Origin of the sequence: Streptococcus sp. NLN76, from assembly GCF_015686645.1 — a bacterium.
Lineage (GTDB): Bacteria > Bacillota > Bacilli > Lactobacillales > Streptococcaceae > Streptococcus.
The window spans coordinates 1-13,624 of sequence record NZ_JADPMS010000017.1; the positions used below are offsets into that span (position 1 = coordinate 1).

Here is a 13,624-nt window from a genome sequence, read left to right on the forward strand (position 1 = left end):
CGCCTCAATAGACCATTAGAGTGTTCATTTAGACCTCTCTGTCCCGGACAACCAGGATCTGCAAAGAAAATATCGATATCGTGAGCATTTGAAATGGATTTCCAGTTCGAAAATTCCTTCCCACAATCAAATGTAATTGACTTAAAGATATTCTTTGGAAGATGTGATAACCACTGATCAATTGAGGATTCAATATCACTTGCTTTTCTACCATCGGTTCTAAGTGTGATGATGGCTTTTGAAAAACGTTCTACTAGTGTAATAACTGCGCTTTTGTGTTTTTTACCCACGATTGTGTCACCCTCAAGATGACCAAATTCTTGCTCAAACTCAGGATAGACTCTGGCCCTTTCCCGTAAGTCTCTACGGAAAGATTGCTTTCCACGTGTTTCCTTCTTACCATTCGGTTTTCGTTTACCTTTCCAAGGAAAGTCCTTCTTATCGAAAACACCGACATCTGCTAAACGATAAAGTGTTCTCATCGAGCAAGAAATCTTGTCTGGATAAGTACCTTTTATCACGTCAAGACTCCAATCTTGTTCCAGATGTGTTTGAATAAACTCTTGTTCTGAAGTAGTAAGGGTAGTTAACTTCCTTCCGCAGCGCTTTTTGTTCTCCTTATACTGTTCATAGTAATCATAAGCAGAATGACCTTGTTTGAGAAAGTTGATAACATTGTAGATAGTCTGTTTGGATCTACCAAGTGCTTCTGCTATTTGGACAACTTTTACGCTTTCTTGATAATATGCCTCTATCATTACAAGTTCATTTGTAGTAAGATGGTTATAGGTCATTTATGTTAGTTCCTTTCAGACAAATTTGGTAGTTTATCTGAGCCTAACATAGATGGCTTTTTGTGTCTAGCTTAATTTTACAAATTGGGAAAAATAAAAAAAGGAGTACTGACAATGATTACTGAAAAAGCAACAACTCTGAAACAAGCATCACAAGAAACACGCTATGATTTTGAACGTACCATTACGGAAGTATCTTCAAAACAAAAAGGAATTGGACAAGAAACTTGTTATGACTGGAAGTAAGTCTTACCTAGGTATAGTTTAGGAGATGCAATTTATTGCATCTCTTTTTAAGTATAGGAAGGATGTATCATGGATAGAAAAGATATGATATTTAGTTCTCTGGGTTCTGAAATGAAATTTAGATATACGATCTTGGAGAGGCATCCTCAGTTATTGGATGTCGAGCTAGATTTTAATAGAGTTTTTTATTTATTTTTTAAAGAAAATGGGAGATTTACTTTATATTTTTATATTTCATTTGTTAATTTTTTGATCAATTCACATGTTGATTTTGAAATTTGTAAATCTGTATTGAGGTATGCAGCAAGAAGTTTATTATTTAATCGAAATGCGATTTATATGATGAAAAGTGATTCCTACGTCGGTTTTTTTAGAAAAGATGATGAAATTTTTGGATTTACGGTATCTGAACAAGAACTAAAATATTTGATGAAAGAGTATGGTGTTTTGAAGGAGTATGGATGTTATGGATCTCTCTAATGATAAGAAAATATACTGTGTTTATTTTTTAAATTTATTAATTTCAGGTTTTTTCTATTCCTTTATGACTGGTACTTTGATTCGTTTTAATAATCAAAACACATTGTTAATTTTACTGATTTCTTCTGTAATAGATCTTTTGTTACTGTTAGGTCTAAAGAAAACAACTGTGATTCAAAGTATATCTTTAAGGAATTACGCTTGGATTACGTTCTTGATTTGTTCAATGTTTTTTGGTTTGATAAGTTTTAAGGATCAGCTAGAACTTTATTTATTGATGTATTCTGTGATTACGCTTCTTATAAGTTGTATGGCTTTGATATTGCAAGAACAAATTTTAAAAGTAGAGTTAAGCTTGACCACGGGTTTTTTTAATATTCAACTTTTAAGAAATGGTTCTAAAATGTTGGGGTTCTTTTTAGGGATTTTATTATCAGGGGATAGTTTGAGGATGTTTTTTTTATATCTTTGTATGATTTTCCTTTTTTTTAATTCTCTTTTTAGTTTTTCTTTAACCGAAAAGGTTCAATTAGAATCTGTTCAAAGGCAGGTTGGGATTCTAGGAAAGGAATCATACCTGTTATTGGGGATTACAGGTACAACTATGGTAATTTGGATTCCCTTGATTACGAAAACGTTTATTGAAGGTGGACTGGATACAATTTCGTGGTTACCTTTCTTATTACCGGGGATTACTTCGATTTTATTAATTCAACTTCAGAAAAAGCACATGTGGCTATTTACTTCTACTGTTATTGAATATATTGCTTTATTATTGTTTGTATTATTTTTCTCTCTGCGAATTTTGTCTATATTTCCAATTTTACAAGCGATAATTTTTAGTTTTTTAACTGCCTGTCTTATTTCTTTGGGAATTAAAGTTAGAAAGTATTTTTTACAGGTTAATCAAGAAAATGATATGAAGTACATTTTACAAACATTGACTGTAAATGGTTCATTCTTTTCAATTCTTTTATCTTTATTTGGAAGGGAAGCAACTTTTTTAGAAATAGGATTATTTGTTTTAAATCTGCTTGTTATCTTTTATTTATTATTTAGGAAGGAAAAGTATTTATGAAAATCGGTGTTTGTTACAGACCTCATATCCATAATCAATTTTTGGATCTTTTAGTGAAAAATGTAAATTTTTTAGAGATTATGCCAGAAATTACGGATATTAAAGATATGAAGCATATTAAAGAATTATCTGGATTGAATAATATTGATTTGGGATTGCATTGTTTAAGGACATCAATATTTTCTCCTGAAGGACCTCAAGAGGATATGCTAGATAAATATTTTTATGTATCTGAATTTCTTAATTCTAAATATTTTTCTGACCATATTGCCTATTCTTATATTGACAATGTTTATTTAACTGCTGTTCAACAAATTGAATATAATGATAGGAGTTTAGAGATTTTTCAAAATAATTTACCTACTATTGCTGAATATTTTCCTGAAAATTTTTTGATAGAAAATATTACTCAAACAGAATTAACTAATGATCAATATACTGAGTCAGAATTTATTGATAAAGTTATTCAATCAACAAATGTTTCTTTAATGCTTGATATAACAAATATGTATATTACATGTAAAAGGAATAATAAAGATTTTAAGCAGTATGTAGAATCTTATCCTTTTGATAAAGTTAAAGTAATGCATGTATCTGGTCTTACGATAGATGAAAGAGGGGTGTATCAGGACACACATTTTAATAATTTAGATGATGAAATACTTGAAGCGGTAAAATATGTGAAACCTTTTTTAACTAATTTAGAATATGTTCTAGTGGAAAGAGATTTCAATGTTAATTCTGCAGAAGATATTCTTAATGATGTAAATGCACTTAAAGATATTTTTGCTTCATCTATTTTTAAGTAGACGTGTACATCATAGATTTTTTTAGAAAAGAGATTGTGAAAGCAGTCTCTTTTAGTATTATTGTAAATTGTTGTTTTTATCTTCCCAAAAATACCAATTTTTCGGAAAGAAGTGATTGAATAATCGAGTTTCACAGGAAACGGACACACGGCGGACAAATCATAAAAGAGTATCAAAAAAAGCCTACAAAATAGGCTTTTTCGTCTGTATTCGTATCCTCCCTGCAGGGATCGAACCTGCGACCCACGGATTAAGAGTCCGCTGCTCTGCCAGCTGAGCTAAGGAAGGAAATAGCTGTATTGGTGCCGAAAATTCATGGTTTGTATTGAACCCGCGCAAATAAGCAGGTGGGTGACATGCTCTAACTGAAGCTGCTTCCGTGTGGAACGGCCTGCACGCGGTTAGATGTCTTTGTCTCCCGGGTTATACAAAAAATAGTCGGTCAACACTTAGGTATGAATTCGCACACCACAGCCTATCTTTATATATATGATACCACTTTTTTTAAAATTGGCAAGAGAAAAAGTTAAAAAAGTGAAACCCCATCATGTTTTGGCTTTAGCTTTGTCAATCCAGTCTTTGCGTGCTGCCAAAGCTTGTTCGTAGCGGCCGGTCAGGTTGGGTTGGAAGTAATGGCGGTTTTTAAGGGAGTTTGGAAGGTAGTCTTGGTCCACCCACTTGTCAGGGTAATCGTGGGGGTAGAGATAAGGTTGTAGTTTGTTTCCGGCATGGGTTCCGCTTCGGAGATGGTCTGGAATTGGAAGGGAGCCGAAGTTTTCAAGATCGGCCAATGCTTGGTTCATGGCTGCGTAGGCGGAGTTGGACTTAGGGGAGAGGGCTAGGTCAACAATGATATTGGCGATGATAATTCGAGCTTCGGGGAGGCCGATGCGTTTGGCAGCTTCCAATCCGGTGACGGTGTGGATTTGTGCTTGTGGGTTCGCTAAGCCGATATCTTCGTAAGCGATGACAGTGAGGCGGCGGGCTATGCTGTCTAGGTCACCGCCTTTAATGAGGCGGGCACCGTAGTGGAGGCTGGCGTCGACATCACTGCCGCGGATTGACTTTTGGAGGGCAGAGAGGAGGTCATAGTGGCCGTCGCCGTCCTTGTCTAGGGTGAGGTGGCTGCTTTGCAAGCATTCTTTGAGGATATTCAAGTCAAGGTGGACTTGGCCCTCTTCGTTTTTGGGGGTTGAGAGAGCCGCTAATTCTAGGGTATTATAGGCTGCACGAAGGTCCCCGTTGCTGGCCTGGCTGAGGAAGGTTAAGGCCTCAGAGGTCAGTTGGACGGGGAAGTCAAAGCCACGGTTAGGGTCTTCGAGGGCGGCTTGGATGCCAGCCTTCATTTCGTCTGTGGTCAGGGGTTTGAGTTCGAAGATTTGAAGTCTGGAGCGGATGGCGGGGTTGATGGAATAGAAGGGGTTTTCGGTAGTGGCCCCGATGATGGTTAGTTGACCGCTTTCTAGAAGAGGTAGGAAAAAGTCCTGTTTGTCCTTGTTGAGGCGGTGGATCTCGTCTAGGAGGAGAACCAGACTGCCGGAGAAGCGGGCTTCTTCGGCGATTTCCTTCATGCGTTGTTTGGTGTCGGTGGTGGCATTGAAGGTGCGGAATACCTGACCAGTGCTGCCAGCTAGAGCGCTGGCAATGCTGGTTTTTCCAATTCCGGGAGGTCCGTACAGAATCATGGAGAAGAGTTTACCGGCTTCAACCATGCGGCGGAGGACTTTTCCAGGGCCGACCAGGTGGGATTGGCCGACGATTTGGTCTAGGTTGGTGGGGCGCATGTTCAGGGCCAGGTTTTGATTCACGACTTTCGTCCTCCTTCAATCTTGTGGTAGAATAATAACTACTATTATAGCACAGAGAAGGAGACTCACCCCATGGCTAAATATGGATTTATTGAGGTTCTTGACCAGGAGATGGACAAGGCCTTTCCCTTTGATTATGAGATTCAATGGGATAAGCGGAACCATGCGATTCAGTTGTCGTTTTTGTTGGAGATTGCCAATCAGGAGCAGGTAGCTCTACTTGATGAGGAGGACCAGGTTTTTGCGGAAGAGCTTTTGTTAGAGGAGTCGCTTTTGTTTGTCAATCCAGCCAAGTCCCGCTATGAGGCGGCAGATTATCTGACGGTTCTGCCCTATGATCCTAAGGTTGGGTTTTCCCGTGAGTTTCTAACTTACTTTGTACAATTTTTGTCAAATCTAGCCGAGTCTGGTTTGGACGCCATCTTTGATTTTTTACAAGATGAAGAAGCGGCAGATTTTGAGTTGGTTTGGGATCAAGCGGCATTTGATCGTGGTTTGGAGCAAGTGGAAGAGGGACTTCGTTACCCTTATCCGCGTTATTAGGAGGAAAAAAGGATGTGGCAAGAATTAGCGGTTGTGGTAAATCGTGAGGGAGAAGAGTGGATGAGTGACCTCTTGATTGGTCTGGGTGCCCAGGGGGTGGCGATTGAGGACAGTCAAGAATTTCAGCGACAGGAAGATGGCTTCGGAGAATTGTTGCCAGAGGTAGATGTTCTTCCGACAGTGACCATCCGTGCTTACTATCCGGAACAGGTTGAATTGGCAGTTCTGCGGACGGACTTGGAAGTCGCTATTGAGGCAGCGCAGGTGGATTTTGATAAAGCAGCTATCCGAATTGAGTCCCAAGAGTTGGAAGAGGAAGATTGGGCAGAGAATTGGAAGAAATACTATGAGCCAGCTCGGATTAGTCACCAGTTAACCATCGTCCCTTCTTGGTCAGAGGATTATCAGCCAAGTCCAGGTGAGAAATTGTTGCGGTTGGATCCGGGAATGGCTTTTGGGACCGGTACCCATCCAACCACGAAATTGAGTCTCTATGCACTGGAACAGGTCCTCCGTGGGGGTGAGCGGGTTCTAGACGTGGGAACCGGTAGTGGGGTTCTATCCATTGCGGCTGTTCAGTTGGGAGCAGAGCGGGTTTTTGCCTATGATCTGGATGAGGTAGCTGTGAAAGTGGCCCAGGAGAACATTGATTTGAATCCGGGTTCTGACCAGATTCAGGTAGCAGCGGGTAACCTCTTGGTTGGGGTAGAAGAGCGAGCCCAGGTGATTGTTGCCAATATTTTAGCGGATATTCTAGTCTTGCTGACGGAGGATGCCTATCGTCTCTTGGAAGAAGAAGGTTACTTGATCATGAGTGGAATCATTGCGGATAAGTGGACCATGGTTCGGGAGGCGGCAGAGGCTGCTGGCTTCTACCTAGAGCGTCAGATGATTGAAGGGGAATGGAATGCGGGGATCTTTAAAAAGACCCAAAACCCAGAAGGTGTGATTGGAGGCTAGTATGCAGCAATATTTTGTCCAAGGTCCGGTTAGCAACCCTTACCAGGTACAGGATAAGGATCTCCTCAAACATTTATTTTCTGTACTCCGCCTGCAGGAAGGGGAACAGCTGATTTTTGTTTTTGACCAAGGAGAAAAATGGCAGGCAAAACTGACAGATCGGGAGGCTGCTCTCTTCGAATTGGAGAAGCCTGTAGCTGCTGATAAGGAATTGCCGGTTCAGGTGACTTTGGCTTGCGCCTATCCTAAAGGTGATAAGTTAGAATTGGTGGCCCAAAAAGCAACCGAACTAGGGGTTCACCAAATTTGGGGCTTCCCTGGCCAATGGTCAGTGGTCAAATGGGATGCGAAAAAATTAGCCAAGCGCCAGGAGAAATTGCGGAAGGTGGTCTTGGGAGCAGCTGAGCAAAGCAAGCGAGACTTGCTTCCTCAGGTGGAACTGCTGGCCAACCAGGCTGAACTGTTGGAACGAATGGATCAATTTGACCATGTCTTGGTGGCCTATGAAGAAGAAGCTAAAGCTGGCGAAAGAAGCCGTCTGGCCCAGGTGCTTCGCCAGTTAACGGCGGGGCAGAAGGTGCTGGTGCTTGTCGGACCAGAGGGGGGCATCAGTCCTCAAGAGATTAGCTCCTATCAGGAATACGGTGCCCAGCTGGTCGGCCTCGGTCCTCGGATTCTCCGAGCTGAAACCGCCCCCTTCTATCTGCTCAGCGCCATTAGCTATGAGCTGGAATTGTCTGGTGACGCGTGAGTGGAAGGTGTTTCAGGATAAAGATTCGTGAGGAGAGTGGGACAGTTGAGTATATAGTCTTTTAGTTTACTTTTAGTACAAGGCAGCGAGTCGTAGACAGTACTGAAGTACGGCAAGACGAGCTAACACAGTAATAAAAGATAAACTAAAAGACTATACTTAACTAATTTCAATCAACCACTGCGTCAATGTATTTTCACCAATTAATACTCATTAAATTTCAAAATCTGACGTTGTCAAGCCTCTTCGGTGAACTTCAGTTCTACCATCATCGGCTTTCCTAGTCATTTTTTGAAATTTTTCGAGTATTCCGATTTTGAAGTTTGTCCAGTATAAAATCGAAAGGTTGAGACTTCTGTCCCAGCCTTTTTTCAGATAGCTGCAAAAATCCATAGAAGAGTATGGTATAATAGGAATATTGATAAAATTGGGAGCCTTGTCTCTAAAGGTTCCCTAATCAGATTTAGGAAAAGTTTGGAAAAGGAAAGTAGGAGCCAGAATATGCGGACTTTGTTAATAGGGAATACGTCTTATGTAACGGAGACCTTTATTCAAGAAAGTTTCCCTCAGGGAGCGGTTTTCATTTTTGGAGAGTCAGAGATAAGTGCAGGGACAGACCAGCAGGTGACAGTGGTGTCGCCTGCGCAGAGTCCCTTCAGTCTGACTGAAATTTTAGAAGCCTATGATTTTCAGCAAGTGGTCTTTTTCTCGGATCACTTGACCTATAAAAATCCTAGTGCCCAGTCTCTTGCCTCCCTCCGGGAATTATTGGCTGCTTTGGCGCTTGGAAAGGATTCCGTTAGCAAATTCTTATATCTGACAGGTCCTCAAGTTCAATCAAATCTACCTGGGTTGATGGATTTGGAGTTGGATTTGTTGAAGTCCTGGCAAGGCCGAGCTTATAAGGTCTTGCAGCTGCCGTACCTCTTTTCAACCTGGGAGAAGGAGCCTTATTTTGCCAAGATTCTAGGACAGGTCCAGGTGCAAGGACGGTTGGAGTTTACGGAGCGAGAGAATCAGGAAGCTCCCTTTGCAATCTTGGATACCTTGTCCTCACTCATTTACCGCGTTCTAGACAGTTGGGATGGCCAAACAGAAACCCTGACCTGGTTCCCAAGTGAACCGGCGACTTTTGGGGAGATTGCGGACATTTTGCAAAAAAATAAAGAGTTAACAGGTTACGAAATCTACTTCCGAGGGCAGGAGCAAGAACTGTACCAGCCTATCCAAGGGAATCGGCTAACAGATCGCTACCAGTGGTCTGAGCCAGTAGAGGTAATGGCTCTACTGCCACAGCTGGGTGATTTTAGAGTGGATGAAAAGGTTTGGGTTCCTGTAGACCAGGGAACTGCCCCTTGGGTGGACTATGTTCTTCTCCTTTTGGGAGCTTTGCTAGCCCAGGGCTTGCAGTTGCTTGTGGCCCAGCAGTCTTTTAGCCTCTCTCTCTCCTTCCCACTCCTTTATCTGGTCCTTGTGGCCCAGGCTCGGGGGATGAAGAAGGGATTCTTGGCTATGGGGGTGGTTCTGCTCCTTCAAGTCGCCTTCGCTCAAGGGCAAGCTTTGAGTCTGCTGAGTTCGGCTGCGTTTTGGCTACAGGTTTTGGCCTATGTTCTGGCTACAGCTTTAGCGGGTTACCTGCAGATGCAAAACCTGGATCGGCAAGCAACCTTGCGGGCGGAGCAGGCTGCTCTGATGTCGGAACACCAAGCCTTGCAAGAAAATTACCGTCATGTGCTCGAAGATCGACAATCTTTGCGTTATCAGATTCTGAGCGAACGGGGTGGTTTTGGTTACTTCGCGACCCTCTTCAACCATCTGGCTCAGGCTCCGGGGGAGGCCCTCTTTTCTGAAGCCTTGAGTCAGTTGGATACCAAGATTCAAGCCCGAGATATGGGGATTTACCGTTTTGATCAAGGGTTAGTAACCGCCCATCTGGTGGTTGGCAAGCAGGAAGGGATGCCGCAAAAGATTGATTTATCGGCGCTTCCACGTGTCGCTACGCGTATTCAGGAGGGCTCCTCGTGGGTGAATGCGGATCTCTTGGCTGGCTATCCAGCTTACGCTGTTAGTATCAAGCGTTCAGGTCAGGTTGCTTATTTGCTTTGGATTGAAGGGGTGGACTTCCAGCACATGAATTTGCAGGAGTCCCAGCAAATTGAATTTTTCGCCCAGCTTTTGGGATTCTTCCTGGAAAGGGAAGAGGCTCAGAAGTCCTTGGGGCATTTGAATGGGGAGGGCTAGTCTATGGAATGGACCTTTATGGGCCTTGTGTTGGCCCTCCATTTGATCTGGGCTAGTTACTTGACCAGACAAGGCAAACGGGGAGTCTTTCATTTTCCTGGTTATTATGTGATTTTTGCCTTTCTTCTACCGATTTTCGGTCCCTTGCTGCTTTCTATTGTTCATTTGAGTCAACAAATTGAATTGGATCTAAAATTGGTGGAAGAACCGGTTGAATGGGATGTGACCACCCAATCTAAGGGGGTGGATGTGGATCCGCATCAGAATCCGGTTCTACCTCTGGAGACGGCGCTGTTGTTGGAGGATGGTCAGGTGGCTCGCGGCTTGTTGTTGGACTTGCCCATGGAGCAGGCTAAGGATAATTTGGAGTTGCTCTATATGGCCCGCCAACATGGTGATTCTGAGGTTGTCCACTATGCGGCTAGTGTGATTGCAGGTTTGCAGGAGGACTATGAGCGGGGCATTCGGAGTTTGCGGCAGTTCTATGAGGAAGCGCCTCATGAGCCTGCGCGTCTCAAAAAGTATCAGGAAGCTTTAGAGGCCTACTTGGGGTCGGGACTGTTGGAAGGGCAGGCTCGTCGTGCTTATCTTCTGCAGGCAGGCCGATTGGCCAAGGAGCAGGTGGAGCGGTCCAATAACTATAAGGGGCATCTCCGCTTGGCACAAATTCAGTTGGATTTGGAAGATTATGAGGCAGCTCAAGCAGAGCTCTACCACCTCTTATCGACTTGGTCGGATCAGGAAGAAGTCTGGATGCTTCTACTTCGCTATTATTTTGAATTACATGATGCCTGGAATTTCCGTAAGGCCTTGGCTTCTGTGCGGGAAGAAGGGATTTATATTACCCATGAGAATGAAGCTCATTTACGGTTCTGGGAACAACGTTTGGAAGGTCGTGTCTAGAAATGATGGAGCTTATGAAAGGAGAAGAGTATGAAAATTGCCCTTATTTTTGAAGGTTCATACCCCTATGTTCATGGAGGTGTGTCAAGTTGGGCTCATGACTATATTCAATCCTTACCAGAACATGAGTTTGTGATTTGGACGGTGCATCCAGGAGGTTCAGTGTCTACGGATCCGGTCTATGAGATGCCTGCCAATGTCGTGGCCTTCCATGAGGTCTTCCTCGATCAGCCACCACAGGTTGGCTCTGATGGAACCCCTGTTTTGAGGAAGCAGGAAAAATCGAACGTACAAGCTCTTATTCAGGGGGAGGAGCCTTCTTGGTCTCAGCTTTTCCAGTCGGCCCAAGAAGGATGCTTGGATCCAGCTTGGCTGACTCGAAGTGCGGATTTTATCACTTGGGTAGAAGCAGAAGCCCAGCGGTCTTACCCCTTGGTTCCTTTTACCGATTATTACTATTCAATTCAATCCATGTTTACCCCACTTTTGACGGTTCTGGGGGCAGAAATTCCAGATGCGGATGCTTATCATGCTATTTCGACAGGGTATGCCGGACTTTTGGGAGCGATGGCTAGTCATCAGACGGGTCGACCGCTTTTTGTGACGGAACATGGAATTTATAGCCGTGAGCGGGAGGAAGAGATTCTCAGTTCTAGCTGGGTTCTCCATGCAATGAAGCAGGCTTGGGTTCAGTACTTTAACCAATTGGCCCAGGTGGCCTATGACCAGGCTGAGAGGATCACCTCCCTGTTTGAAAATGCTCGGAAAATCCAAGTGTCCTTGGGGGCTCCTGCTCAGAAAACGAAGGTGATTTCCAACGGAATTCACTACGAGCGCTTTAATGGGATTCCTCTCAAGGGACCAAGTGACTGGGTAGACATCGGTGCTGTGATTCGGTTGGCACCTATTAAGGATGTATTGAATCTGATTCGGGCCTTTTCGGATGTGAGTCAGGAACTTTCCTACGTGCGCTTGCATATTTTGGGAGATACGGTTGATCCAGACTATGCTCAGCAGTGTTACCAACTGGTGGAAGATTTGGGCTTGGATCGGGTAATCTTTGCAGGGCGCGTGGATGTTCGTAGTTATATGCGTGACTTGGATTTCACGGTTCTTTCCAGTCTGTCAGAGGGACAACCTTTGGCCGTTCTCGAATCGCTTGCGGCTGGTCGGCCCTGTGTGACAACGGATGTCGGTGCTTGCCGAGAACTCTTAGAAGGTGGACCTTTTGATCACCTTGGCTTGGCAGGATACACGGTTCCACCAACGGATAGTCATTCTTTGGGACAGGCTATGACGAAGATGGCCCTGTCTGAAGGGGCTCGTTGGCGGATGGGGCAGGTGGGTCGCCAAAGAGTGGCGCGCAGTTATCAACACCAACAAATGATTAAGCAATACCAACACATGTATGAAGGGAGGTTGAGCTAGTGGCCGGTATCGGTTTTGAATTACGAAAAATCTACGATGAGCAGACACCCTTGTCTAAGGAAAAGGCTTATGGGTTTACCAGTCTGATTTACGTCGGTCCCTTCTTGCTCGGTCTCTTTTTGGTTGGCTTGGTACAGGTTTTAGCTCAATTTACCTTGATAGATGCGAGCAGTCGGATGCAGGTATTGACAGGAATCACCTACGCGATGTTGGCCTCTCTAGGGATACAGAGCTTCTTCTCCTATCTGGTCAGTCGCTACCTAGCCGATAGTCTCTACCAGGACCGAGAAGATCAGGTCTTGTCTTCCTTTTTTGCCTCTAGTGTCTTGCTGCTCCTTCTGGGGACGGTGATCTATGGTACCTTCCTTCTTTTCGCTGGTTTGGGACCATGGGCCTATCTTTTGAATTTACTCTTGTTTGGGGTTCTGACCTTGATTTGGAACTCCATCCAGTATCTAACCGCCATTCAGGAGTACCGCTCCATTAGTAAGGCCTTTGTATTGGCAGCCGGAATCCTGGTCTTGACGGGTGGTCTAGCTTCCTTCTTTGGTCTCAATCAGGGACTGCTCTTAGGAGCCTGTCTGGCCTATGGCTTTATCCTGATTCGGATGGTCGGGCAGATTTTGTTGCACTACCCTAGCAATCACCGTCTCTCCTTTGATTTTTTACGGCGGGTGGATGACTATGCCGATTTGGCCCCTGTTGGCCCCCTTTTATTCCTAGGGCTCTATGGACATATCGTTGTGGCCCTCTATAGTCCCTTGAGCCAGCAGGTCACAGGCCTCTTTCGCCAAGCTCCTGCTTATGAGTTTGGCCTGCTCTTGGCCTTTCTCCTAACCCTCTTTGGCCTGGTCACCTATGTTATTTCTGTTGAAGTCTTCTTCTATCCGCACTTTCATCGTTTTTTCCTTTTATATAATAAAAAAGGGAATTACCTCAGTCTGCAACAGGCTGAGCGCGAGATGATGCGGGTATTACAGAGGGAATTGGGCTATCTCATTTGGAAACAGGTCATTGCGACCAGTTTGCTCATGGTGGGGCTCAATCTTCTGCTCTTACCGATGGAGGCCAGTTTGCCAGTTGGGAGTCTATTCCTTTTGAATCAGTTATGTCTGGCTTACGGAATCTATGGTATTGCCAATGCCTATCTTCTTACCCTGCTCTATTTTGCGGACTATCGGGGAGCCAAGCAGTTAGCCCAGGTCTTTGCGACCCTATCCTTGGGCTTGACTGGCCTGCTAGCTTGGCTAGCCCCAGCCTATCTGGGGTGTGGTTTCCTCTTAGCTAGTCTGATCCTCACGTTTTTGGCGCGTAGGAGACTAGGCCAGCTGCAAGAGCAGATGACCTATCATGTGCTAGGTCGTCTAGCTCAAGATGCCTTGAAAACCAGACATACCTATACAAATGTAGCTCAGAAATTAGAAGAAATCTTTGCGAAATTCGAATAAACAAGTAAACCCGGGACGTCGTCCCGGGTTTTTCGGCTCTTTCAAAAGTTGAATAACGGCGATAAGGCGTGCAAGGTTGGCAATCCATAGATTCACTGAATGTCAGATTTTGAAATTAAAAGACTATAACAGTTC

Annotated in this window: 13 protein-coding genes, 1 tRNA gene and 1 other RNA gene; 11 read left to right on the forward strand and 4 right to left on the reverse strand. The window is 44.1% G+C overall.

The window, feature by feature from the left end:
* A partial coding sequence (locus tag I1A59_RS04545; RefSeq protein WP_196091630.1) for an IS30 family transposase occupies positions 1 to 794 on the reverse strand: 794 nt, incomplete at its 3' end.
* A 114-nt stretch (positions 795 to 908) separates the two neighbouring features.
* Between I1A59_RS04545 and I1A59_RS09780 the strand changes: the two genes are divergently transcribed.
* From I1A59_RS09780 to I1A59_RS04560, 4 genes are all read left to right on the forward strand, one after another.
* Positions 909 to 1,040 carry a hypothetical protein gene (locus tag I1A59_RS09780; protein WP_282097648.1) on the forward strand — a complete coding sequence of 44 codons (132 nt, stop codon included), beginning with the start codon at positions 909 to 911 and terminating at the stop codon, positions 1,038 to 1,040.
* Positions 1,041 to 1,109: 69 nt separating this feature from the next.
* Positions 1,110 to 1,520: a hypothetical protein gene (locus I1A59_RS04550; protein WP_196091631.1), complete on the forward strand. Its 411-nt coding sequence runs from the start codon at positions 1,110 to 1,112 to the stop codon at positions 1,518 to 1,520.
* Positions 1,498 to 2,598 (forward strand): hypothetical protein, encoded by a 1,101-nt coding sequence (locus I1A59_RS04555; protein WP_196091632.1) that lies wholly within the window; start codon positions 1,498 to 1,500, stop codon positions 2,596 to 2,598. Before I1A59_RS04550 ends, I1A59_RS04555 begins: the two co-directional genes overlap by 23 nt.
* Entirely contained in the window at positions 2,595 to 3,407 is an 813-nt protein-coding gene (locus tag I1A59_RS04560) for a DUF692 family multinuclear iron-containing protein (protein WP_196091633.1), read from the forward strand. The genes I1A59_RS04555 and I1A59_RS04560 overlap by 4 nt, the downstream gene beginning before the upstream one ends.
* 215 nt (positions 3,408 to 3,622) lie before the next feature.
* Here the strand turns inward: I1A59_RS04560 and I1A59_RS04565 are convergent.
* The 3 genes from I1A59_RS04565 to I1A59_RS04575 all read right to left on the reverse strand — a co-directional run bounded on the left by I1A59_RS04565 (position 3,623) and on the right by I1A59_RS04575 (position 5,215).
* Positions 3,623 to 3,695: transfer RNA gene (locus I1A59_RS04565), tRNA-Lys, on the reverse strand.
* Positions 3,695 to 3,887, reverse strand: a non-coding RNA gene (ssrS, locus tag I1A59_RS04570) — 6S RNA. Before ssrS ends, I1A59_RS04565 begins: the two co-directional genes overlap by 1 nt.
* A 65-nt stretch (positions 3,888 to 3,952) precedes the next feature.
* The gene (locus I1A59_RS04575; RefSeq protein WP_196091634.1) at positions 3,953 to 5,215 is read right to left on the reverse strand and encodes a replication-associated recombination protein A; all 1,263 of its coding nucleotides are present in this window, start codon (positions 5,213 to 5,215) and stop codon (positions 3,953 to 3,955) included.
* 72 nt (positions 5,216 to 5,287) lie between these two features.
* Between I1A59_RS04575 and I1A59_RS04580 the strand changes: the two genes are divergently transcribed.
* From I1A59_RS04580 to pelG, 7 genes are all read left to right on the forward strand, one after another.
* Positions 5,288 to 5,758 (forward strand): DUF3013 family protein, encoded by a 471-nt coding sequence (locus I1A59_RS04580; protein ID WP_196091635.1) that lies wholly within the window; start codon positions 5,288 to 5,290, stop codon positions 5,756 to 5,758.
* 12 nt (positions 5,759 to 5,770) lie between these two features.
* Positions 5,771 to 6,718, forward strand: coding sequence for a 50S ribosomal protein L11 methyltransferase (prmA, locus tag I1A59_RS04585; protein ID WP_196091636.1), 948 nt, complete (start codon positions 5,771 to 5,773; stop codon positions 6,716 to 6,718).
* Between the two features lies 1 nt (position 6,719).
* Entirely contained in the window at positions 6,720 to 7,469 is a 750-nt protein-coding gene (locus I1A59_RS04590; RefSeq protein WP_196091637.1) for a 16S rRNA (uracil(1498)-N(3))-methyltransferase, read from the forward strand.
* A gap of 501 nt (positions 7,470 to 7,970) precedes the next feature.
* Positions 7,971 to 9,710, forward strand: coding sequence for a hypothetical protein (locus I1A59_RS04595; RefSeq protein WP_196091638.1), 1,740 nt, complete (start codon positions 7,971 to 7,973; stop codon positions 9,708 to 9,710).
* A gap of 3 nt (positions 9,711 to 9,713) precedes the next feature.
* Positions 9,714 to 10,613, forward strand: a complete 900-nt coding sequence (locus I1A59_RS04600; protein ID WP_196091639.1) for a hypothetical protein — start codon at positions 9,714 to 9,716, stop codon at positions 10,611 to 10,613.
* Positions 10,614 to 10,643: 30 nt separating this feature from the next.
* On the forward strand, positions 10,644 to 12,041 hold the full coding sequence (pelF, locus tag I1A59_RS04605) for a GT4 family glycosyltransferase PelF (RefSeq protein WP_196091640.1): 1,398 nt from the start codon (positions 10,644 to 10,646) through the stop codon (positions 12,039 to 12,041).
* The gene (pelG, locus tag I1A59_RS04610) at positions 12,041 to 13,489 is read left to right on the forward strand and encodes an exopolysaccharide Pel transporter PelG (protein WP_196091641.1); all 1,449 of its coding nucleotides are present in this window, start codon (positions 12,041 to 12,043) and stop codon (positions 13,487 to 13,489) included. The genes pelF and pelG overlap by 1 nt, the downstream gene beginning before the upstream one ends.
* Positions 13,490 to 13,624: the final 135 nt, after the last annotated feature.

Coding starts and splice junctions, on each gene's coding strand:
- pelF (WP_196091640.1), top strand. CDS start 10,644: ATGAAAATTGCCCTTATTTTTGAAGGTTCATACCCCTATGTTCATGGA.
- I1A59_RS04555 (WP_196091632.1), top strand. CDS start 1,498: ATGGATGTTATGGATCTCTCTAATGATAAGAAAATATACTGTGTTTAT.
- I1A59_RS09780 (WP_282097648.1), top strand. CDS start 909: ATGATTACTGAAAAAGCAACAACTCTGAAACAAGCATCACAAGAAACA.
- I1A59_RS04550 (WP_196091631.1), top strand. CDS start 1,110: ATGGATAGAAAAGATATGATATTTAGTTCTCTGGGTTCTGAAATGAAA.
- I1A59_RS04595 (WP_196091638.1), top strand. CDS start 7,971: ATGCGGACTTTGTTAATAGGGAATACGTCTTATGTAACGGAGACCTTT.
- I1A59_RS04590 (WP_196091637.1), top strand. CDS start 6,720: ATGCAGCAATATTTTGTCCAAGGTCCGGTTAGCAACCCTTACCAGGTA.
- I1A59_RS04600 (WP_196091639.1), top strand. CDS start 9,714: ATGGAATGGACCTTTATGGGCCTTGTGTTGGCCCTCCATTTGATCTGG.
- prmA (WP_196091636.1), top strand. CDS start 5,771: ATGTGGCAAGAATTAGCGGTTGTGGTAAATCGTGAGGGAGAAGAGTGG.
- I1A59_RS04580 (WP_196091635.1), top strand. CDS start 5,288: ATGGCTAAATATGGATTTATTGAGGTTCTTGACCAGGAGATGGACAAG.
- I1A59_RS04560 (WP_196091633.1), top strand. CDS start 2,595: ATGAAAATCGGTGTTTGTTACAGACCTCATATCCATAATCAATTTTTG.